At 63.1% G+C, this 21,707-nt stretch carries 22 protein-coding genes; 17 read left to right on the forward strand and 5 right to left on the reverse strand.

What is annotated here, in order from left to right; genetic code table 11:
• Window positions 1–24: 24 nt before the first annotated feature.
• Window positions 25–1,296 carry an ABC transporter substrate-binding protein gene (locus tag M1E05_RS02690; RefSeq protein ID WP_461164357.1) on the reverse strand — a complete coding sequence of 424 codons (1,272 nt, stop codon included), beginning with the start codon at window positions 1,294–1,296 and terminating at the stop codon, window positions 25–27.
• 134 nt (window positions 1,297–1,430) lie between these two features.
• Entirely contained in the window at window positions 1,431–2,477 is a 1,047-nt protein-coding gene (locus tag M1E05_RS02695) for a LacI family DNA-binding transcriptional regulator (protein WP_458112306.1), read from the reverse strand.
• Between the two features lie 128 nt (window positions 2,478–2,605).
• Between M1E05_RS02695 and M1E05_RS02700 the strand changes: the two genes are divergently transcribed.
• From M1E05_RS02700 to M1E05_RS02750, 11 genes are all read left to right on the forward strand, one after another.
• Window positions 2,606–3,202, forward strand: a complete 597-nt coding sequence (locus tag M1E05_RS02700; protein WP_461164358.1) for a gamma carbonic anhydrase family protein — start codon at window positions 2,606–2,608, stop codon at window positions 3,200–3,202.
• 210 nt (window positions 3,203–3,412) lie between these two features.
• Window positions 3,413–4,213: a hypothetical protein gene (locus M1E05_RS02705; RefSeq protein WP_461164359.1), complete on the forward strand. Its 801-nt coding sequence runs from the start codon at window positions 3,413–3,415 to the stop codon at window positions 4,211–4,213.
• Window positions 4,213–4,371 carry a hypothetical protein gene (locus M1E05_RS02710; RefSeq protein WP_461164360.1) on the forward strand — a complete coding sequence of 53 codons (159 nt, stop codon included), beginning with the start codon at window positions 4,213–4,215 and terminating at the stop codon, window positions 4,369–4,371. The genes M1E05_RS02705 and M1E05_RS02710 overlap by 1 nt, the downstream gene beginning before the upstream one ends.
• A 133-nt stretch (window positions 4,372–4,504) precedes the next feature.
• Window positions 4,505–4,801 carry a hypothetical protein gene (locus M1E05_RS02715; protein ID WP_461164361.1) on the forward strand — a complete coding sequence of 99 codons (297 nt, stop codon included), beginning with the start codon at window positions 4,505–4,507 and terminating at the stop codon, window positions 4,799–4,801.
• 238 nt (window positions 4,802–5,039) lie between these two features.
• Window positions 5,040–6,911, forward strand: coding sequence for a molecular chaperone DnaK (gene dnaK / locus M1E05_RS02720; protein WP_458112302.1), 1,872 nt, complete (start codon window positions 5,040–5,042; stop codon window positions 6,909–6,911).
• Window positions 6,912–6,913: 2 nt separating this feature from the next.
• Window positions 6,914–7,642, forward strand: a complete 729-nt coding sequence (locus M1E05_RS02725) for a nucleotide exchange factor GrpE (protein WP_458112301.1) — start codon at window positions 6,914–6,916, stop codon at window positions 7,640–7,642.
• Between the two features lie 94 nt (window positions 7,643–7,736).
• Entirely contained in the window at window positions 7,737–8,711 is a 975-nt protein-coding gene (locus tag M1E05_RS02730; protein WP_458112300.1) for a DnaJ C-terminal domain-containing protein, read from the forward strand.
• An 8-nt stretch (window positions 8,712–8,719) separates the two neighbouring features.
• Window positions 8,720–9,139 (forward strand): heat shock protein transcriptional repressor HspR, encoded by a 420-nt coding sequence (locus M1E05_RS02735; RefSeq protein ID WP_309106316.1) that lies wholly within the window; start codon window positions 8,720–8,722, stop codon window positions 9,137–9,139.
• A 2-nt stretch (window positions 9,140–9,141) separates the two neighbouring features.
• Window positions 9,142–9,513, forward strand: a complete 372-nt coding sequence (locus M1E05_RS02740; RefSeq protein ID WP_458112299.1) for a YidH family protein — start codon at window positions 9,142–9,144, stop codon at window positions 9,511–9,513.
• Window positions 9,514–9,515: 2 nt separating this feature from the next.
• On the forward strand, window positions 9,516–9,863 hold the full coding sequence (locus tag M1E05_RS02745) for a DUF202 domain-containing protein (RefSeq protein ID WP_458112298.1): 348 nt from the start codon (window positions 9,516–9,518) through the stop codon (window positions 9,861–9,863).
• Window positions 9,864–10,133: 270 nt separating this feature from the next.
• Entirely contained in the window at window positions 10,134–11,255 is a 1,122-nt protein-coding gene (locus M1E05_RS02750) for an IS110 family RNA-guided transposase (RefSeq protein ID WP_461163206.1), read from the forward strand.
• Between the two features lie 306 nt (window positions 11,256–11,561).
• On the opposite strand, the gene M1E05_RS02755 is transcribed toward M1E05_RS02750, so the two are convergent.
• Together M1E05_RS02755 and M1E05_RS02760 are read right to left on the reverse strand one after the other, a co-directional pair.
• Window positions 11,562–12,530, reverse strand: a complete 969-nt coding sequence (locus M1E05_RS02755) for an IS481 family transposase (protein ID WP_461164362.1) — start codon at window positions 12,528–12,530, stop codon at window positions 11,562–11,564.
• Window positions 12,531–12,689: 159 nt separating this feature from the next.
• Window positions 12,690–16,235 (reverse strand): DEAD/DEAH box helicase, encoded by a 3,546-nt coding sequence (locus tag M1E05_RS02760; RefSeq protein WP_461165182.1) that lies wholly within the window; start codon window positions 16,233–16,235, stop codon window positions 12,690–12,692.
• A gap of 174 nt (window positions 16,236–16,409) precedes the next feature.
• On the opposite strand from M1E05_RS02760, the gene M1E05_RS02765 reads away from it, so the two are divergent.
• Window positions 16,410–16,655 carry a hypothetical protein gene (locus M1E05_RS02765; RefSeq protein WP_458112297.1) on the forward strand — a complete coding sequence of 82 codons (246 nt, stop codon included), beginning with the start codon at window positions 16,410–16,412 and terminating at the stop codon, window positions 16,653–16,655.
• 5 nt (window positions 16,656–16,660) lie between these two features.
• Window positions 16,661–17,854, forward strand: coding sequence for a baeRF2 domain-containing protein (locus M1E05_RS02770; RefSeq protein ID WP_458112296.1), 1,194 nt, complete (start codon window positions 16,661–16,663; stop codon window positions 17,852–17,854).
• A 102-nt stretch (window positions 17,855–17,956) separates the two neighbouring features.
• Here M1E05_RS02770 and M1E05_RS02775 read toward each other — a convergent pair whose 3' ends face one another.
• A complete protein-coding gene (locus tag M1E05_RS02775) occupies window positions 17,957–18,550 on the reverse strand; it encodes a DUF5655 domain-containing protein (protein ID WP_461164363.1) in 594 nt (197 codons plus the stop codon).
• Between the two features lie 227 nt (window positions 18,551–18,777).
• Between M1E05_RS02775 and M1E05_RS02780 the strand changes: the two genes are divergently transcribed.
• The 4 genes from M1E05_RS02780 (at window position 18,778) to M1E05_RS02795 (ending at window position 21,672) form a co-directional block, all read left to right on the forward strand.
• Window positions 18,778–19,452, forward strand: a complete 675-nt coding sequence (locus M1E05_RS02780) for a hypothetical protein (RefSeq protein WP_458112294.1) — start codon at window positions 18,778–18,780, stop codon at window positions 19,450–19,452.
• A gap of 138 nt (window positions 19,453–19,590) precedes the next feature.
• Window positions 19,591–20,229 carry a protein tyrosine phosphatase gene (locus M1E05_RS02785; RefSeq protein WP_458112293.1) on the forward strand — a complete coding sequence of 213 codons (639 nt, stop codon included), beginning with the start codon at window positions 19,591–19,593 and terminating at the stop codon, window positions 20,227–20,229.
• A 130-nt stretch (window positions 20,230–20,359) separates the two neighbouring features.
• Window positions 20,360–20,914: an RNA polymerase sigma factor gene (locus tag M1E05_RS02790; RefSeq protein ID WP_458114577.1), complete on the forward strand. Its 555-nt coding sequence runs from the start codon at window positions 20,360–20,362 to the stop codon at window positions 20,912–20,914.
• The gene (locus M1E05_RS02795) at window positions 20,911–21,672 is read left to right on the forward strand and encodes a hypothetical protein (RefSeq protein WP_458112292.1); all 762 of its coding nucleotides are present in this window, start codon (window positions 20,911–20,913) and stop codon (window positions 21,670–21,672) included. Before M1E05_RS02790 ends, M1E05_RS02795 begins: the two co-directional genes overlap by 4 nt.
• Window positions 21,673–21,707: the final 35 nt, after the last annotated feature.

Raw genomic sequence — 21,707 nt, forward strand, 5'->3', positions numbered from 1 at the left:
AGGAGGCGCCGCATCCGGTCTTGATTACTTGGTGTCGAGGATCTTTTGGATCGAGGTCTGTGTCTCGTCCAACAGGTCCTGGACGTTTTCGCCGGCCACGGCTCGCTGGGTCAGCTTGTCCACGGCTGTGAGGACATCGGTGCTGTTCACGACGCCGGGCAGAAGGGGCCGGCCGAACTCAGACTGCTTCGTCAGGGCTTCCACTACCGGGTTCGCGGCAACATCAGCGGCGGGAATGTCCGAGCGCAGTGGGGGCCATCCCGAACCCAGCGACCAGGCGGTCGCCTGGTCCTTTTGCAGGAAATAGCTGAAGAACTTCTGCGCGGCAGCGGCCTTGGAATCGTCCTTCTGCTTGGTGATGGCCATGGAGACGCCGATGGCCGATGCGGCCTGGTCTTCGGGGCCGGCGGGAATGGCGGCGATGCCATAGTCGATGTTGTTTTCCTTGGCAATCGAGGACATCCAGGGCCCGCCGAGATACATGGCGGCCTTCCCGCTGCTGAAGAGTTTGTCGCCGGCAATACCGTCCAGGCCCGCCGGGGAGATCTTGTCGTTGCGGATGGCATCAACCCAGGTCTTCAGGGTTTCAGCATTTTCAGGCGAGTCGACGACGGCTTTGCCGTCCTTGACGATGTCTCCGCCGTTTCCGTAGAAGAGAGAGGGCCAGACACCATTGGCTACGGTGGCGTGGTCCGGGAGGCCGAGCCCGAACTGCTCGGGCGTACCGTCACCGTTCGCGTCCACAGTAAGCTTCTTGGCCGCTGCGATCCATTCATCCCAAGTGGCGGGGGGAGTGGTAATGCCGGCCTTGGCAAAGAGGTCCTTGTTGTAGAACATCGCCAGGGGTACGAAGCCGGATGGCACACCGTACTTGTGTCCGTTGACGCTCTCCATGTCGGCTGCGGCCGGGACCAGCTTGTCCAGATTGCTGTTGGGGTCTTTGTAGAGGTCATCGAGTTCGACGAAGGCGCCCTTGTCGGCGTATACCGGGAGGCGTTCAGCGGGCATGGCGACAATGTCCGGTCCGTTTCCGGAGGACAGTGCCGGCAGCAGCGTGTCGTCGATGACGGACCAGGGGTTGGTTTGGACCTTGATGCTGATCTCGTTTTGGGAGGAGTTGAAGTCCTCCACGATCTTGTTCAAGACCTTGCCGTCGGCTTCAGTGTAGCCGTGCCAGAACGTGAGCTCCGCCTTGGAGCCTTCCTTGTTTTCGGAGCCTGCCCCTGCGCCGGAGCAGGAGGTCAGGACCAGCGACGCGGCAGCAACCGCAGTAAGGAGTGTGAGCGACCTATTCATGTCAGCCCTTTCAATGAGTGGGACTTCCGTGTCCCTGAACCTGATTACAAACCGTAGGGTAAACGTTGTAAGTAAACGTTGTACCAAGCATGCAGCGCTATTGCCGAGGGGTCAAGACCTTCACGCGATTTTCTTCAGGCGGCGTTCGTTGCGGACGGAGCCTTTTCCCTGGAGGTGCCGGAGGACTCTCGGATTTCGAGGGAAAATCCTGTCTCAAGCTCGACTGCTTCCAGCTCCGACCCACCTTCGATCCGGCGAAGCAGGGTCTCCACCGCAGCCGTGGCGATCTCATCCCTTCGCGGGTTCACTGTTGAAAGTGCCGGCAGGGAGTAGCGCGTTTCATCCAGGTCATCGAAGCCCACGATCGCAACATCCTGGGGAATGCGCCGGCCGGATTCCTGCAGCACACGCATCGCTCCAAGAGCCAGGGTGTCGTTGAAGGCGAATACGCCGTCGAACAGTACACCCTCTTCAAGCAATCTGGTCATGGCTGCCGCACCGCCGCGACGATGCCAGGATTCCGCGTAGCAGACCAGTTGGGGATCAAAAGGCAGGCCAGCTGCCTCAATGGCCTCGCGGTAACCAGCCATACGGAGTTCCGCTGAGGCGACGATGTCACCCTCGTGGGCAGCCAGGGCCAGAATACGACGCCGGCCCGTTGACAACAGATGTTCAGTCGCTGCGCACGCACCAGCCGTGTTCGCCATCGTGATTCTGTCCACCTGGCCATCGAATGACGTATCGCCGAGGACCACCAGCGGCGTGTCGACGCGCTTCAGGAGGTCGGCGTCTGCCGCACCCAGCGTGAGGGAACTGTAGATCACCCCATCGACCATGTGGCGGTGCTGGCCTTGGAGCGCCGCGAGTTCGTTTTCGCGGCCGCTGCCGATCGGTTCGATCAGCACCGCAAGCCCCTTGACTGCGGCGGCACGCATAATCGCGTCGGCGAGCTCGGCGAAATACGCGGTGGTGAGATCGGGAATGATCAACCCGATGACCCCAGACCTGCCGGACCGCAGGTTCCGTGCGGAGAGATTAGGTCGGTAACCCAGCTGCTTTATGGCGTCTTCAACCCGCTGTTTGGTTTCGGGACGCAGCTGGGGATGCCCGTTGATCACGTTGGACACCGTCTTGATGGAAAAGCCGCTGACCCGTGCAACATCCCTGATTGTGACCGACACAGCCACTCCTTCCCCCGCGAACGGGCAGGAAGACTGCCCTGCCATCAGGGTACAACGTTGGAAGCAGTGAGGTACAACGTTGGTAGCAGGGGGAGCGGGCCAACGGAAGCCAAGGCTAGGATGACTGGATGTTGCTTGAGCACCGCGATGCCCGCCCGTCCATCCATCCCTCCGCATATGTTGCGCCCACGGCCGTAGTGTCGGGTGCCGTGGTCATCGGCGAGGGAACCCGGATACTCCATGGCGCAGTGGTAACCGCGGAGGATGGCGAGGTCCGCATTGGCCGGAATGTTGTGGTGATGGAGAACGCCTTGGTGCGCGGGCGCTTGGGGCATCCAGCCCTCATCGGAGACTGTGTGATGGTGGGGCCACACGCGCACATAAACGGTGCCACTCTGGAAACAGAGGCCTTTGTTGCAACAGGGGCTTCGCTTTTTCCCGGCTCGTTCATAGGTGCGGGAGCGGAAGTGCGCATCAACGGCGTAGTTCAGGTGAACTCCAGGCTCGAGGCCGGAGCGGTAGTGCCCATTGGTTGGGTGGCGGTAGGTGATCCCGTCAGCATCCTTTCCCCCGAACGCCATGAGGAGATCTGGAAAGTCCAGCGGACCCTTGACTTCCCTGGCACTGTCTATGGAGTGCCGCGAGGGACCTCAATGAGCGAGCTGATGCAAAACCAGTCGTCGTACTACGGGGAACATCTGAACGACACCGTGCTGGAAGGCTGAAGCCAGGCCTGCCGCCGCCGTCGTAGTTCTGGTGGTCACGGCTTCCGTGCTTGTGGCTGGCTTCCGCACAGCTCGCACCGGAATCGGGCCATTGGGGGCAACCTAGTGGTGATCGGCCCGTGGCTGACTCTCTTCGCGAGCCGCCTGGGATTAGCCCGAGCGCGCCATGCCTCTGCAGTCATCGCGGCGAGCCGGATCGGGAGGACCCCCGTGGCCACCTTCCGATCCGTGTCGGGGTTGGTTATTGCGGTGTTCGTCGTCTCGGTCTTCGCCGGGGGATCCAGCATTATCCAGGCCGAAGATGTGGCGCCTGCCCGCCCTGGCCTGTTGCAGCACACTGCCTTGCACGCGACCCTAGCCGAGGGGCGTTCCCCTGCCGAGGTGCTAGAGGTCGCTGGGCGGGCGGAGGAGCTCCCGGGAATCAGAAGTGCTGTCATTGGCTACGCCCAAACACCACTCTTGGGAGCAGCTTCCATACCTGACATCACCATCAGGGCTGCCGATGCTCCCAAGCTGGGATTTGAGCACATCCCGGGAACAGGAGTTGCTTTCGATTTCTCCTTCCTCTACTTCTGGACTGCGCAGCCCGTACCGCTGAGCGCCGCTGCTACCGACAAAGTAGAGGGACTGCATCCGGTGGTGATGATGATCGACACCGACGGCTCGCCCGAAGCGATGGATCGGGCACGGACAGTCCTGAACAGTTCAGGCATCACCGCCATGCCCGCCGCTTCAGTGGCCGACAGCAAACTGCAGACCGGCACACTCATCGTCCAGGGCCTTGCTGTACTCGCTTACTTGGGCATGTTCGTGGCGACCGCAATTGCCGGAATCTCCCTGGCCGTTGCCACAGCCTCCGCCGTGCTGGATAGGGCGAGAGTGCTCGGTCTGATGCGGTTGATGGGGATGCCGGTGTCCGTCATACGCAGGATCATCGCGCGGGAGCTGCCGTCCCCCTCCTGGCCGTGCTGCTGTTGTCGATCGGACTCGGGTTTCTTGTGGCCTGGCTGATGGTCACAAGCATCGACGACACTTATAAGGTCACGTGGCCCACGGCTGACTACTTCATGGCCCTGGGCCTAAGCCTGCTTCTTGCCCTCGGGGCGGTAACGGCGACTTTCGGACTCATCCGGTCCAACACCGCAGTGACTGCAACCCGCTTCGAATAGCCGTTACTGATCCGCAACTAGGCCACCGGGGCTGTCCCGTACCGGATGCGTGGGGCTCTGTCATGCGAACTGCGGCGTCGATAGACTGCCACTGTGCCCGCCTGGGCGCCACTGACTGAGGAGGAATCCATTCATGTCCGAGAATGAAGAGTTCGAAACCTCGCGCGAAGAAAAGCGCCACACCAGCACGCCCAACCCGGCCCTGGAGGGGGAGGGTGGCCAGTACGTCGACGGTGACTATGGGGATGCCGGTGTTGTGGATGAACCCGTTACAGCGCCCGTGGAAGGTGAATATGAGGAGGGTGACTACGGCGATGCCGGAAAGGTGGACCCTTCCGGGCTGACGCAGAGCCAGCGGAACGCAACCGGCGACGACGTCGTGCCCGGCCGTGATGACGACGATACGGAGGGTCGCGTCCAGCGGGACTAGCGGTTCGGCTGACTGTGACTGACTGAAGAGGAGGCCATCCGGACTCGCTCCGGCCAAAAACCAAAGTTGAGTGGAGTGCGCTCAACTTGGATTGACAACGTGCTGCTCCTGAGTAAAGTTGAGTGTAGATCGCTCAACAACCGGGCGTGCCCTGATTTTCGACACCGATTGCGACAAGCGTTTCAACGGGTTCGAGCACCGGGGCCAGCTAGTTTCCAAGGAAAGAAGGAAGCAACACATGTCACGTGCAGTAGGTATCGACCTCGGAACCACCAACTCCGTCGTCTCCGTTCTCGAAGGTGGCGAGCCCACCGTCATTGCCAACGCCGAGGGTGGCCGCACCACGCCGTCGGTCGTTGCGTTCTCCAAGTCCGGCGAAGTCCTGGTTGGTGAAATCGCCAAGCGCCAGGCCGTCAACAACATCGACCGCACCATCTCCTCCGTCAAGCGCCACATGGGCACTGACTGGAACGTCGACATTGATGGCAAGAAGTACACCGCGCAGGAAATTTCCGCGCGTATCCTCATGAAGCTGAAGAACGACGCCGAGTCGTACCTGGGCGAAAAAGTCACGGACGCCGTCGTCACCGTTCCGGCTTACTTCAACGATGCCGAACGCCAGGCCACCAAGGAGGCCGGCGAGATCGCTGGCCTGAACGTCCTGCGCATCGTCAACGAGCCCACCGCGGCCGCCCTGGCTTACGGCCTGGACAAGGGCAAGGAAGACGAGCTCATCCTGGTCTTCGACCTCGGCGGCGGAACGTTCGACGTTTCCCTCCTTGAAGTTGGTAAGGACGAAGACGAATTCTCCACCATCCAGGTGCGCGCCACCGCCGGTGACAACCGCCTCGGCGGCGACGACTGGGACAACCGCGTTGTGGAGTACTTGCTCAAGCAGCTCAAGATTAAGGGCATCGACCTCTCCAAGGACAAGATCGCGCTGCAGCGTCTCCGCGAAGCAGCCGAGCAGGCGAAGAAGGAGCTCTCCTCCTCCAGCAGCACCAACGTCTCCCTGCAGTACCTGTCCGTCACCCCCGACGGCCCGGTCCACCTGGACGAGCAGCTCACCCGTGCCAAGTTCCAGGACCTGACCAAGGACCTCCTGGACCGCACCAAGAAGCCGTTCCACGATGTCATCACGGAAGCCGGTATCAAGCTTTCGGACATCGACCACATCGTGCTGGTGGGCGGTTCCACCCGTATGCCCGCTGTGTACGAGCTCGTGAAGGAACTCGCCGGCGGCAAGGAACCGAACAAGGGTGTAAACCCGGACGAGGTTGTGGCCGTTGGTGCCGCTCTGCAGGCCGGTGTCCTGAAGGGTGAGCGCAAGGACGTTCTGCTGATCGACGTCACCCCGCTGTCCCTCGGCATCGAGACCAAGGGCGGCGTGATGACCCACCTCATCGAGCGCAACACAGCCATCCCCACCAAGCGGTCCGAGACCTTCACCACGGCTGATGACAACCAGCCCTCGGTGGCCATCCAGGTCTTCCAGGGCGAGCGTGAGTTCACCCGCGACAACAAGCCGCTGGGCACGTTCGAGCTGACCGGCATTGCTCCGGCCCCTCGTGGTGTCCCGCAGGTCGAGGTCACTTTCGACATCGACGCCAACGGCATTGTTCACGTCTCCGCGAAGGACAAGGGCACCGGCAAGGAACAGTCCATGACCATCACCGGTGGCACCGCCCTCTCCAAGGAAGACATCGACCGCATGGTCCGTGACGCCGAGGAGCACGCCGCAGAGGACAAGGCACGCCGTGAGGCAACGGATACCCGCAACACTGCCGAGCAGCTCGCATACTCCGTGGACAAGCTGATCGCCGACAACGACGACAAGCTGCCGGAGGACGTCAAGACCTCCGTGAAGGCCGACGTCGACGACCTCAAGAAGGCGCTCGAAGGCACCGACGACGCCGCTGTGAAGACCGCGTTTGAGAAGCTGCAGGCTTCCCAGACTAAGCTCGGCGAGGCCATCTACGCCCAGGCCGGATCACCGAACGGTGAAACGGGCGCAGCGGGTGCTGAGGGTGGTCCCGCAGGTGCAGCTGGTTCCACTTCTGACGAAGACATCGTTGACGCCGAAATCGTCGACGAAGAAGAGAAGAAGTAGCCATGCCCCATCACGGTAACGAAGAAGAGCACGTTTCTTCCGAAGACCGGGCCGAGCGGAAAAGCCAGCAGCGGGGGAGCCAGCAGAGCGAAAACGAGACGCAGAAGCCCGTGATCCGGGATAACCGCAAGGTTGACCCGGAGACCGGACAGACCAGGCGACCGGACAACGAGGCGCAGGCCGGCAGTGCTGGCCCACAGTCCGGTTCCGGCGAACCAGGTTCGGAAGAACTGGACGGAGACGCGTTGTCGCAGGTTGAGGACATCCTCAACAGTGTTGAGGTGCCGGCCGAGGAATCGGTGGCGCAGGGTGTCGCTTCTGCCGAAGCCGAGGAGCTCAGGAACGATCTCCGCAGGCTTCAGGCTGAGTACGTCAACTACCGCAAGAGGGTGGAACGTGACCGCGCCGTGGCAGGGGAGATGGCCGTCATCGGCGTCCTGAACTCCCTTCTCCCGGTGCTGGACGACGTCGATGCTGCCCGCCAGCACGGCGACCTCGCGGACGGACCGTTCGCCGCGATCGCCGCCAAGCTGGAGAATGCGCTGAAGACCTACGGACTGGTACGCATCGATGAGACCGGAGTGGAGTTCGATCCCACGATCCACGAGGCCCTCATCCAGCAGCCAGGCGAGGTGGAACTCGACACCGTGAGCCAGGTTCTGCGCTCGGGCTACAAGTCCGGTGACCGGGTCCTCCGCGCGGCACAGGTTATTGTCGCGGTTCCGGCCTAGCATTACCCCATCGAGATGACAGTTCGCGGCAGTGATTCGAAAGAACATTGCCGTGAACTGTCATCTCGGCACACAGATTTGAAAGGAAACGCCATTGGCTAGCCAGGACTGGGTGGACAAGGACTTTTACGCGATCCTTGGAATCGCCAAGGACGCTTCCGATGCTGACATCAAGAAGGCCTACCGTAAGCTGGCCCGTCAGCACCACCCTGATACAAACTCAGGAAACACCGCCTCGGAGAAGAAGTTCAAGGACATCTCCGAGGCCTATTCCGTGCTCTCGGATCCTGATGAGCGCCAGCAGTATGACGCCATCCGGGCCATGGGCAGCGGTGCCCGCTTCGCCCCGGGCGGCGCCGGCGGCGGAAACGCCGGGTTCGAGGACCTCTTCGGTGGCCTGTTCACGGGCGGTGGCGGCCGGCACTCAGGTGGCTTCAGCACTGCGGGAGGTGTCCCGCCTGAGTTCGCGGACCTGTTCGGTGGCGGTTTCGGCGGCGCACCCGCCGGCTATCAGCGGGCACCCCAGAAAGGCGCCGATCGTACCGCCAACACCACCATTTCTTTCGCCGGCTCCATCCGCGGCACCACCATAGGCCTGCGTGAGCCCGACGGCGAGGTCATCGATGTCCGTGTTCCGGCCGGCATCAAGGACGGCCAGAAGGTCCGTGTCCGCGGGAAGGGGCAGTACGGCCCCGCCGGTAACGGAGACCTCATGGTGACAGTTAATGTGAAGCCGCATGAGTTCTACACCCGCGACGGCGACAACCTGCGGATCCACGTGCCGGTCTCCTTCCCCGAGGCTGCGCTTGGTGCGGACATCGAGGTCCCCACGATCGACGGCGACAAGGTCAAGGTCCGTGTCCCGGCGGGCACGCCCTCCGGACGCACTCTGCGAGTAAAGGGCCGCGGCGTCAAGACCTCCAAGGGGGCCGGGGATCTCTTGGTGACCATCGACGTCGCGGTTCCCAAAAAGCTCACCAAGGAAGCCGAAGAAGCTGTCAAGGCTTTTGCTGCAGCTACGGCGGATGCCGACGTGCGCGCCGGGTTGGCAGCGAAGGCCCGACTTTAGGAGGGTGCATGGACATCGAGTTCGACCAGCCAATCTTCGTTATTTCGGTGGCGGCGGAGCTCGCTGACATGCACCCTCAGACCCTGCGCCAGTATGACCGCCTGGGCATCGTTTCGCCGCGCCGTGCGCCCGGGAAGTCACGGCGATATTCGCAGCGAGACGTGAACATGCTCCGGGAAGTGCAAAGGCTCTCGCAGGAGGGCGTCTCCCTGGAGGGCATCAAGCGGATCCTGCAGCTTGAAAACCAGGTAGCCGCCCTGCAGCGCCGGGTGAGTGAGCTGACCGAGGAACTGAGCCAGCGGCGTCGTCCTTTGGATGCGAGGATTTTCGCCGCTGGTGCAGCCGGCGACGTCGTCACCCTGGCCAGGGGCCAGCGGCCGAGGGCACGCTCCCAAGCGCTGGTTGTCTGGAAGCCCCGGGCGGAGTAACAGTGATCAAAAAACGGGGCCGAATTGCCGAAAGGTTGCTGGCCGGCGGAAACGAACCCGATCCCCGGTTCACGTTGGCCAACGAGCGCACCTTCCTGGCCTGGATCCGGACGTCGCTTGCTTTCCTTGCCGGGGGCGTCGCCGTCGAGGCCTTTACCGGGGATCTTTTCCAGGAGCCTGTCCGCAAGGCGCTCTCCATCATTCTGCTGCTCCTGGGCATGTTCATCAGCGGGGGATCGGCCGTGCGCTGGATCAACGTTGAGCGCAGCCTGCGGCACGGACTGCCCCTGCCGCTGCCGCTCATTGCGCCGATTCTGGGCATCGGCGGCGCAGTAGTGGCCGCCGTCGTCGTGTTTCTGGTACTTCTCTCCTGATCATGGGCAGCAGCGACGGACAGCCTCCGGTCCGGCTCCACAGTGACCCCGGTCTTCAGCCCGAACGGACATCACTCGCCTGGGGCAGGACCATGCTGGCGCTGGCAACCGTCAGTACAATCTTCCTGCGGTGGATCGAACAGCACGGTCTCTTTGTCCTGACCCTGTGGGGGATATCCTGCCTCACGGCCGCCGCCATTTTTGTTACCCAACGCACCCGCTACACCCTGCACGGGGAGGGGATCAGCCGGGGGCTGATGGGCCCCAACGTCCGGTCAGTGCTGTGGACGGCTTCGGCGGTGCTCGTGCTGGGTGTGTTGGGGATCTACGTTGTGGCCATCACGCGCTAGACGATATGAGGCAGGAGGGGCTCGCTGCCGAGGGGCGGTCCTTCTGAATGCCATTGTCGCCGGGGCGGATCCGGATCGCCAGGTTCGTGGGGGCGCTTGTAAAAGTGTAGTGGCGTTCCGGATCCTGGTCCCGGCGCTGATGGCCTCTGCCAGAAGGACCAGGAAGTGTGGCCCGAAGGGGCTGGAACCTCCTTTTCAAAGCAAGGCGTGGGTTGCCTGCCACACTTGGCGGACAGGTAGAGCCACATTTGAAAATTGGAGGTTCCAGCTATGTTCGAGCGTACAAGCGTTGGCTTGGATGTCCATGCCCGTACCGTTGTCGCATGCGCGTTGGACGGGCAGACCGGTGAAGTCATTCCGCACCGGATGACTCCGGACCATGGCGAGATTCTTGCCTGGATCGTATCCCTGCCTACCCCGGTGAGGGTGGTCTACGAGGCCGGCCCGACGGGTTTCGGTCTGGCCCGGTTCCTGCTCGCGGCGGGGATCGACACGGTGGTCGCGGCTCCGTCCAAACTCCAGCGCCCGTCCGGGGACCGAGTGAAGACCGATGCCAAGGACGCACTCCATCTGGCCCGGCTGCTGAAACTCGGCGAGATTACGTCGGTCAGGATCCCGTCAGCGGACCAGGAAGCGGCGCGGGACCTCGTGCGCGCCCGGGAAGATGTCCGCGGGGATCTGATGCGGTCCCGGCACCGGATCTCCAAGCTCCTGCTTCGCCAGGGCATGGTGTATTCGGGCGGGCAGGCCTGGACCGGAACCCATCAGCTCTGGTTGGCCCGGCAGCATTTCGATGCCCCTGCCCGGCAACTGACCTACGAGTCTTCTCTTGAGGCGATGCACGAGATCTCGGACCGCCGCGACCGCCTCGATGAGGCGATCACTGCGATGGCGTACGGGAGCGAATACACATCCGTTGTCCGGGCGCTGCAGTGCCTGCGGGGAATCTCGACCCTGACTGCCTTCGGATTGGCTGTGGAGATCGGTGACTGGCATCGCTTTACCGGCGCCACGATCGGGGCTTACCTCGGGCTGGTCCCGGCAGAGCATTCATCGGGAGCGTCCCGGTCTCTGGGCTCCATCACCAAAACCGGCAACACACACGCCCGCCGGCTGCTCGTCGAGGCAGCCTGGCACCACCGCAGACCATACGACAACCCGTCACGGCTGATGCGGTCCCGGTGGGAAGAAGCCAGTTCCGAAGCACGGATCCGCGGCCATGCCGGGAACCGGCGCCTGCACAACCGCTGGATCGGCTACCTCGAACGCCGTAAGCGTCCGGTCATCGCCAACGTCGCCGTCGCCCGCGAGCTCGCCGGCTGGTGCTGGTCCCTGGCCACCGGCGCACATCAGGCCGAAGTCGGCCCCCGCTCGACAGCTTCCGGCCCCTGATCCAGGGGGCAAGGAAAAACCCGGGAAGTGAAAGTCGTGAGTGGTCCTTGCAGCGCGTGGAGTAAACCCGCGATACACCTATGGGCAACCGGAATGGCCACGCCCGTCATTGCTAGACCAGCGGTAACCTCCAGCCGAACACTTCGTCCTGCGGTAACCAACCCGCGCATATCAGTCTGACCGCGCCGTCGCCAACGACACGCTGACCACACACCAACGCCCATCCCGGCCACAAAGGGAAGCGGTCCCAGGCAACTCAACCCCGGGACCGCTTCCCCATGCCTATTGACAACGCAGGACTACATATCAGGTGTATTGACCGGAGAGGTTAGTGACGCGGCTGGCCGGTGTCTGACCTTTGAGGGCAGTGTGGGCTCGGTGGTGATTGTAGGCATGGAGCCAGTCCGGGAATCCGGCAACACGCTCAGTTTCTGATCGGTAGGGGCGGGCGTAGGCCCATTCCTCGAGCATGGTGCGGTTGAACCGTTCGGCTTTACCGTTGGTTTGGGGCCGGTAGGGGCGCGTGCGTTTGTGCTTGACATCCGGGCCCAAGGCCTCGGCGAAGAGGCGGGACCGGTAGCAGTTTCCGTTATCGGTCAGAACCCGTTGGACCGTGATGCCACGGGACTGGAACCACGCGTTGGCTCGCTGCCAGAACGCTGCTGCGGTTTCCTTTGTCTCGTCGGTGAGGATTTCGGTGTAGGCCAGGCGAGAATGGTCATCGACGGCGTTGTGGAGGTAGTGGTAGCCGGGCCTTCGGTTGGACGGGGTCCTGGTCCTGTTCTGTATTCCGGTGGCCCTGCCGAGGGCCCTGTGCCCGCCGCCGTCGGGGATCCTGCCGAGTTTCTTGATGTCAACGTGGACCAGGTCTCCGGGGTGGGCGTGTTCGTAGCGGCGGATCACTCGTCCTGTGCCTCGGTCCAGCCAGGTCAGCTTCGCCAGCCGGTAGCGGGAGAGGACGCGGTGCACGGTGGAGGGGTGGATGCCCAGCAGATACCCGATTCTTGCCGGACCCCACCGGCGGTTCACGCGCACGGCAATGATCCGCCGCTCCGTACGCCTTGCGGTCCGTTGCGGCGAGGAGTGCGGCCGGCTGGAACGGTCGGTCATCGCGGCCGGACCGTGCTCGCGGTAACGCTGTGCCCAGCGCGCAACCGTGGGTACCGAGACCTGAAACCGCTCAGCTGCGCGGCGCAGGCTCCAGCCCTGCTCAACAACACATTGAGCGAGGTGCAGCCTGCCACGTGGGGTCAGGAAAGCGTTAGGGTGGGACATGAAGACCTCCGTGCGTGGAATTGGACTCTAGGCAAGCCCCACTCCACCCGGAGGTCTTCTTCATGTCACCAAACCACGCCGAGCGTCACTAATGTCCGTGGTCAATACAGCTAGATGGCGCTCCAGGCTGGCCGCTAAGCGGTCGCTGCCACCTCAGCGTCAGTCGTTGAACAGCCCGGCCAGGTCTTCGGCTGTCAGTGATCCGCCAGCGAGGGTATCGCCTTCCATTACATCCGAGAACAGTTGGGATTTCCTGGCTTTCAGAGCCATGACCTTTTCCTCGATGGTGTCCTTGGCCACCAGCCGGTAGACCATAACGTTCCGCGCCTGGCCGATCCTGTGTGTCCGGTCCACGGCCTGGGCTTCCGAGGCGGGGTTCCACCAGGGATCCAGGAGGAAGACGTAGTCGGCCTCCGTGAGGTTCAGGCCAAAGCCGCCGGCCTTAAGGCTGATGAGGAACACAGGTGCGGTTCCGTTTTTGAATTCGTTGACCACGTCGGACCGGTTACGGGTGCTGCCGTCGAGGTAGCAGAATTCAATCTTTTCCTCGATGAGCCGCTCACGGACCTTGCCCAAAAAGCCGGTGAACTGGCTGAAGATGAGCGCCCGATGGCCCTCGGCCACAAGGTCGTCCAGTTGCTCAAACAATACGTCGAGCTTGCTGGACCGCACCGCGGTCAGGGCAGGATCAACCAGCGAGGCGTCCAAGGCCAGCTGACGCAGCAAGGTAAGGGACTGGAAGATCGTGAAGCGGTTCTTTTTGACGTCGTCGATCAGGCCAAGAATCTTTTGGCGCTCACGCTGCAGATGGGTCTGGTAGACCTTCTGATGGCGCGGGTTCAGGACCACTTCCAGGATCTGCTCCTGCTTGGGCGGCAGATCCCGGATGACCTGCTCCTTGGTCCGGCGCATCATCAGCGGACGGATGCGCCGCCGGAGCTTGTCCAGCTGCCCCTTGTCCCCGTTCTTTTCCACCGGCTTTTGGTAGTTCTCCGCGAAGCGGCCCGGGCTGGCGAAGAGCCCGGGAGCCACGATGGACGTCAAAGCCCAGAACTCCATCAGGTTGTTCTCCAACGGCGTGCCGGTGATCACCAGCTTGAAACCCGCCTGCAGTTTCCGCGCGCACTGGTACGCCTTGGACTGGTGGTTCTTCACGAACTGGGCTTCGTCCAGCATCAGGCCTGCCCAGGCGCGGGATGCGTAGGCCTCGTAGTCAATTCTGAAGAGGGCGTACGAGGTGATCACGACGTCGGCTTCGGCCATTGCTTCAACAGGATCGGCGCCGCTTTTGGCAAAGGTCTCGCCGACGGCCCGGACTGTCAGCCCGGGCGCAAAGCGTGCAGCTTCCGCTTCCCAGTTGCCCACCACGCTGGTGGGCGCGACCACCAGGAACGGTGCCCGCCCGGACACGGCTGCGCCGCTGACATCAACTACGGCTCCATCCTTGCCAGCTCCGGCAACTCCAGCATCAACCCCAGCGGAATCAACCCCGGATGCCTCTTTGGCAGCGCAAATCAGTGCCAGCGCCTGGACTGTCTTGCCGAGTCCCATGTCATCCGCCAGCACTCCGCCCAGGCCGTGCTTGTACAGGAAGGTTAGCCAGTTGAATCCTTCGAGCTGGTAGGGGCGCAGCTCAGCGTTCAGGGAGGCCGGCAGCGGAAGCCCGTTGGTGCCGCCGTCGAGCAGCCCGCCAACCGCCTCCCGCCACGCGGCCGCCTGCTCATCCACAATTCCCAAGTGCGCCAATTCGTCCCACAGACCGGCCTGGAACCGGCTGATCTGCAGGGGAGCGTCCTTGTTGTCCTGCAGCGACCGGGCTTCATCTATCAACGCCCTGAGCTGGTGCAGCTCCGGAAGATCCAGGGAGAAGTAGGCGCCGCTTGGCAGCAGCATGCGAGTTTGCCCTGCTGCCAGCGCGGAAAACAGTGCAGCGAAGGAGACGGGCTGGCCTTCGAGGGTGATGACGATTCCGAGGTCGAACCAGTCCCGCTGCTCGGTGGCCTTGGTGGAAATAGCGACGACGGGGGCTTCGTCAGCCTCGCGGTAATCGGCGATGACGCCTGCGGTGTCCACCTCGACGCCGGCTGTTTCGCGGAGCCGCGGCAGCACCTCCTCGGTGAACGCCAGCGTGTCCAGGCCTTTGAGCTCAACAGAAGCCGCGAGCCGGGGCGTGCCCCAACCTCCGGCTGCGGATTCGCCGAGGGCAGGCACAACGTCCCACGGCTGACCCACGGCCTCCAGAATGCGTGCTTCGCTGGGATCATCGCGGTAGCCATGATCGTCCGAATGGCGCCACAGAGGCTGGGCGGTCACCAGGTTTCCGGACTTGTAATGCCATTCCCAGTGCAGCCGGACCCGGTGGTCTGCGCCATAATTTGCCAGCAGGGAGAGCGTGGGAACGGCCAGGGTGGGCAGTTTCACCGACTCATCAGAGGCGGTCACGCGGGCAGCCTGCTTGAGCTTCGGATAGAAGCCAGTGAGGAACCGGCTCTCATCCTTGGCCGGGATATGAAGGGTGCTCGCAGCGGTCACGAAGTTCAGGAGCTCTTCGCTGAGCCCGCTCTCGAGCGGCGCGAGCGTGATCACAGGTTCAGCGGAAGGGGTTCCGGGACCCGACGCGGGCCCGTCCACTCCGGGAAGTGTGGCGTGGTCCGAGGTCAGGAAGATCCCGTGCGCCGGCCGGCCGATGGTGCCCACGGAAGCCGGGTCCACCACCTCGCCCTCAACGGTGACGGTGGGCGATAGCACCAGCCCGCCGCCGTCGGCCGCATCAAGTGAAGCGGCGGCCCCGCCGGTTGAGTCCGCCCCGCCGGCCGAGTCCTCGGTGACGGCTGGCCCGGAACGGGTGAGGTTAAGCCCGACGACGGCGGGAGAGTCCGCGAAGCGGACAGGTTCCTGTCCGCGGCCGTGGACCAGGGCGACGCCGATCTTCCGTGCTTCAGCGAGCAGGGTCCACAGGTTTTTGCCGGCGTAGGTGTTCAGGCCGAGCCACGGGGCCGACGCGACGTGCTGCCGGTTGGCCTGGACGGTATGCGATGCCAGGAACTCCTGCATCCACTCGACATGCTCCTGGTTGCACTCGCGTTTGAAGTTCAGATAGCTGAGGGTGTTCCAGGAGACGTCACCCCGGATCCATTTTCCCTTCGCGCCCATGATGACTGGCCGGGCCTTCAGCTGCCGGACGCTTCGAAGCGGATCGCGGCGCCCGGTGTAGGAGAAGTGTGGTGCAGGTTCTTCGATCTCAAACTGCAGAGCCAGGGGGATGCCATTGGTGGACTGGGTGATGCCCGGCTTGGCGATGAGGGGGCTCAATGCCTGCTCCCAGTCGGCCAGCTCCAGGCTGTGCTGATCGCGGGAAAGCCGGGAGATCTCCGCAGGGGCCAGCAGTTGGACGCGCGTTGCCGGATTGTCCTCGGCTGCGAACAACAGGGCAGCGACATGCTTACAGTCCTTGCGGACAGGACAACTGCACACACCCACAGTGCAACTCCAGCCACCGGCCTTCCGGACAAGCTTGGCGGTGGTCGAATACGGGACCTCGGCGCCGCCCCTGACCTTGCCAAGCATGAGCCCTGTTGCGGCATCGAACGTGATGCCCGAGACCCGACTGCCCATGGCATAGGCCAGGCCGGCCGCAAGGGAGCGGTCGTTGATAGCGGGGGTCTGAATTGCCAGCGCCGAACTCTGGTCCGGTTGGGATGGAATGGTATGCACTACTTTCGGCAGGTCAAAATGCTGCAGGTTATCTGATCCATCTTAGTCAGCGAAACCTGCGCCCGAACGTAGCCGCTGACAGTTCTCCTTGAAACAGCCCGATGCTAACGTTGAAAGTGATCTGCAGCACGTTTGACCTTAGGTTCAAAAGGAAAGGAGATCGAGATGGTTGAGCGGGGAAATACCACCCATGGGCCAGCCTTGGATGACAAGATGAAGCAGGAAACCCAAGCGCTTCACCAAGGAAACAGGTCAGGACACGTAGAGGAATGGCGGGAAACCGAGCCCCTTCCGGACGACACTGACAGCCAGGAAATCAGGGAATCCGTCCGGGAAAATCTGCCCGCCGGTGAGCCTGAACCCACCGAGGCCGGCAGCCGGAAGAACACCGAAACACCGGGAAACGGGTGAACGGGATGAATTCGACCCTTGAAAGATTCTCGAAGCTCCTTGAGAAGGACGGCACCTGGTGCACAGTGCTGGCTGACGCCGGAACGGGAACAGTCGATTCCCTGGAGGCGGCAGACGTCCGGCCCGGGCAGATCCGTGATGCACTTCTTGCAGCGGGAGCTGCCAAAGCGGATGCCCAGGCTGTCGAACAAGCTATCCAGCCGCTGGAGGGAGTGCAAAATCCAGTGGCCCGCTTCCTGCTGGTCCACGACGGCCGGGTTGAAGTGGACGAGGTGCTCGCCGGCGAGCGCGTCGACAGTCCCTATGTAAAAGTCGGGGTAGCGCCGGACCTCCTGCCGCTTCTGCGTCATGCCGATTCCGACATACCAGTGGTGACCGCCAGTGTTGACCGCTCAGGTGCTGACATCAAGCTCGCCTACGCGCGTCGCGCCATCACGGGCGGATCTGAATCCAGCCACTCAGTGCAGGGCAGCACAGAGAACCTCAAAAAGGTACCCGGTGGCGGTTGGTCCCAAGGGCAGTTCCAGCACCGGACCGAGGAGATCTGGCGGAAAAACGCTGAAGATGTGGCGGCCGAAATAAACCGTCTGGTGCAGGCCGAACGCCCGGCAATTGTCGCTATCGGTGGGGATATCCGGGCACGCGACCTCGTCCTGCACCAGTTGTCGGAGAATGCCCGTGCGATTGCCACCACCGTGGACTCGCATACCAGGGCCGGCGGCGCCCATCCGGAAGTGATGGATGCTGCCGTTGAAAAGCTGCTGGCTGAAAACCAGGCGTATTCACAGCGGCGGCTGCTCGAACAGCTCGAGGAGGAGAAGGGGCACAGCAACGGAAAGGCTGCGACCGGGATCGGGGCCGTTGTTCACGCCCTCCAGCAGGCGCAAGTGCAAACGCTGGTCCTGAGCACGGAACTGACATCAGATCCAGGCGGAGGGAACACGGCTACTGATCCTGACAGCAATCCGGCGAGGGAAATGCTGGTCCTGGGCTCCAGCCCCTGGGTTGCCACCGTGGAAGAGGAAACTCTCGGAGCTCAGATCCTGGGCAAGGCGTCCGCTGCCGCTGCGCTGATCCGGGCAGCAGTGTTGACAGACGCCGACGTCGAAATCCTGCCCAAGGCAGCGATTCCAGGCGGCGCCGTCGTGGCGGCGCTCCTCCGCTGGCCGGTTGGTCCGCCGGTCCCGGGAGAAGGCTAGCAACTACCGGCAGCCGGCATTCGACGGCGGGACGCTCCAGAGCATCGGAGCGTCCCGCCGTCGCGCCCGGCCTTAGCCGTAGACTCCCCTGCTGGTTCCTGCCTACAGGTTCTGCTCTAAGGCACTGTGCAGGATAGACAGAGCCTCCGCATCCACGTCTGATGCGGCCTTGAGCCGAAGCCTGCGGGTGAAGGGATCTTCGGCACGGGACTTCACAGCTTCGACTCTTCCCTCTATGGGCGCATTCAGACGAAGGGTTACATCAACACTCGTGTTCGTGGTGCGTGCCACCTGCGCGAATTTCCGTCGGGGGCTGTGCAGGGAAATGTAGCCCTTGCGCAGCTGGATCTCCACACCTTCAGTCTCAGCTGCCCACGCCAGCAAGGCATCGGCTATCGGCCGCAGCTCCGGATGACTGGCGTACTGGGCATCCAGAAGCTCGTCAGCGTCGCGCAGCATGAATTCCGGGTAGCCGAACATCTCCCAGGACACGGCGTACTGGGCGTAACCGGTGATGCCGTGCTCCTCCCTCATCCAAACCCGGAGCTCGGCGTCGTTTTGCAAACCTGCTGCCCGGGCGCGCTCAGCCCACCAACTGACGTCATGCCCGGTTTTACGCTGCAGAAGGGCCTGGTTGCTGTCCACCATGGTCTGCCAGGACTTCGCAGTATCTTTCAGATTGCTTGGCTTCGCCATGGTCTAAATGCTACCGGCTGGCAGCCTGCCTGCAGCTTGAAGAGCAGGGACGCTCCCAAAATGCCCATGCTGAACTGCTGAGCTGCATCGTCGAAATCGGATGGCAATGGCCTCTGCAGTACCCGGCGAAAGCGCGTGGGATGCTGCTGTTGCAAGGAAGCGATGGCGCAGTCCCGGGTTTCCTTCGCAGTGACCATTGATTAGTGTGAGTCACTATGGTCACTCCAATGTTCACCGTTTTTCAGACGATGACTGGTTTCCATGGGGGGCTTCGACGCGGTGCTGCAGCCGGCGCGCTCGGGGCGATGCTGGTTCTTTCCGCAGGGATTCCTGTAGCCAACGCTGCGGGTCGGGCGCCGCAGGACACGTGCTTCCTGTTGATCTGCTCCCCCTCCCCGCCAGAGACTGCGGAACCCACACCCACTCAACCTGCACCGGCTCCAACACGCCCCTCTGAGGCTCCGGGATCGCCCTCAAACCCGCCTCCCGACCCTGCCCCGGCCGTTCCTTCCGGTCCGGGGCCGGCGGAGGAGACCGTCGCTCCTTCCTACGCGCCCAGTCCAAACCCTTCGGCTCCCGCTGACAGCTCGCTGGACGGTGATGACCCCGGAGCTTCGTCCACAGACTCGAATTCGGTAACTGATGGTTCTGGCTCCAACGCGCAACAGGTCCAGGTAACCGGCGGGGCGGGACCCGCTGGCCAAGGTATTGCTCCTGCCTCAGGCGCAAAGGACAACAGCGCCACATCCTCCCGGCATCTTGAGCAGGCCTCCCTAGTCCACCAGGGCAAGGGGAGCGCGTTGGTGTGGTGGGGGATCGTTGCGCTTGCTGTGGCGGGTATAGCGCTGGCGATCTTTTTCAGACTGCGGCGGACGGAAAAGCTGCTCACAAAGTCTCCGTGAAAAAACTTTTGGATATCGCGTAACCGATCCATGGTGCAAGGCGATGTATAGGGAGTGCGGGCGTTGCTCCGCACCACCTGACCTGCCGGCAGTACGAGAGCCGGTTTTGCACAAGTCCCAAATTCTTCGGAGGGTTCCATGTCCTTGTTCACTGTTATTGCCACCAGTAAAGTCGCCGCGAGCGCATTGGCCGCAGGCGCCCTGGCGGTTGGTGGCACCGGTGCCGCAGCATACGCCGGCGCACTTCCCACCGAGGTTCAGCAGAGCGCCCACGAGCTGTTGGGAGCCCCTGCCCCCCACGTTGACGGAGTTTCAGGCACCGCCAAGGCTGCCGCTGACGCTGCTGCCAACGCCGATGCAGACACCAATGTTGAGGCCGGCACCGGAACCGAAGCAGGAACCGAAGCCGGAGCCAGCGCTGCCGCCAACGCCGGTGTAGCCGCTGCCGTTGATGCAGCCGGTCCCGCCGCTTACGGTCTCTGCACAGCATTCACCCAGGGCGGCCTCGAAGCTTCCTCTGAAGGATTCGTCTCACTGAGCATTGCTGCCGGTGGCGAAACCGGCATTGAAAGCTACTGCGCCGGTGTCATCGAGGCAGGCAAGGCTGCAGGCCACGTTGAAGGCCAGGCTGAGGTCTCCGGATCGGCCACTGCTAAGGTAGAAGCTCCGGCAGTTCCCGAGCTGCCGACCCAGGCTGCCGTACCGGCAGCTCCGGAACTGCCGGTCGAGGTTCCCACGGAGGCCGCTGACGTTGCCTCATCGGCTGTACGCCCGTAGCGCTTAATCTCTAGCGGCCGCGGGGCTCTGTGCCTTTCCGCAGGAGCTCCGCGGCCCACAAAAGCGCGTGACGTCAGAGCTGTTCCAGGATCAGGAACGCTGACTTCGCCGCATGGATGGAGGAGCCCGGTTGCTGGACTCTGTGACTGATGAATATGTGCACACTGACGGCGCAGACCCGTCCGTGCTATTCACGGTCGCTTACCGCAGATATTCCGGTGCAGTTCTGGGCTACCTCCGGGCCAAGGGAGTCGACGACGCTGAGGCCGTCACCCAAGACGTCTTCCTGGCCTTCTTTCCCAAACTGGAAAGCCTGACGGGCGGGCTGCAGGGGGCAAAATCGTTGATCTTCTCTATTGCACATGCCCGGATGGTGGACCACTACCGCCGCAGCGAACGCGCGCCGGCACTGAGCCCGTACGAGGCACAGCTGGACGGCCGGAGTTCGACATCGGCTGAAGACCAGGCGTTGTCGCAGGCCAACGGGCTGGGCACAGCGGCGTTGCTGGAGGATCTCAGCGAGGATTACCGCGAGGTTCTGGCTCTGCGGGTCGTAGCCGACTTGTCAGTAGAACAAGTGGCAGACATTATGGGCAAGACTCCGGGAGCTGTAAAGCAGTTGCAGCGCCGGGCACTTAGCGCACTCAGGGACCGTGCGTCAATTACGAAACAAGGCACATCATGAGCTACACACCCGTATCCGGAAGCGACCGCCTCATTGACCAAGTCCTGGCCGAGGCCGGTCTTGAAGAGGCAGACGACCTTCGCCCCGTCCTGCATGAGCTGCGTTCCCTGGGAACGGAGCAGCCGGAACCAAGCGCGGAGATCCTCGCCCTCATGGAGGGAACCACGCCCGCTGGCTCCGGCCTGCACGCCGGAACTCCCGACTTCGGATCGCCCGACGGCGGCGGCGCGGACGTCGTCGACCTCGCCGCCCGGCGTCGCAACCAGCGCAGGCTTCCGCTGACCGTCTTGGGAGTAGCTGCTGCGCTGGCCGTCGGTGGTGGCGCAGCGGCCGCAGCTGACCAGGGCGTACGCGACACACTTCATTCGGCGTTCACTTCTATTGCCTCCACTTTCGGGAGCGGGAACCCCAAACAGGGCCCCAAGAACCCAACGGTACCGGGACCAACGGAAACCGGCGGGGAGTTCCAGCGGACATCGCCGTCGCCCGGCGGATCTTCCCCGACCCCCTCCGGGACGAACGGGCGTCCGGCTGACGGCACCCACCCCCGTCAGGACGGGGGCCAAGCTCCGGGTGATCCAGGCACAGCACCTGGCAGGTCTTCCGAAATACCCTGGCCGAACGGAACCACTCCTGCCATTCCGAACGTTCCGGCCGCGCCGAGTATCCCGGCCCCGGCGCTGACGCCGCCGGGCCTGCCGTCCTTGCCTGCACTTCCCTCTTCTGAGCGGACTGACGGCGCCACTCCACAGCCCTGAGGATTCCGCAACCGCTCTGCATGACGCCCTGCCAC

The sequence above is a fragment of the Arthrobacter sp. R4-81 genome (genome assembly GCF_054792365.1).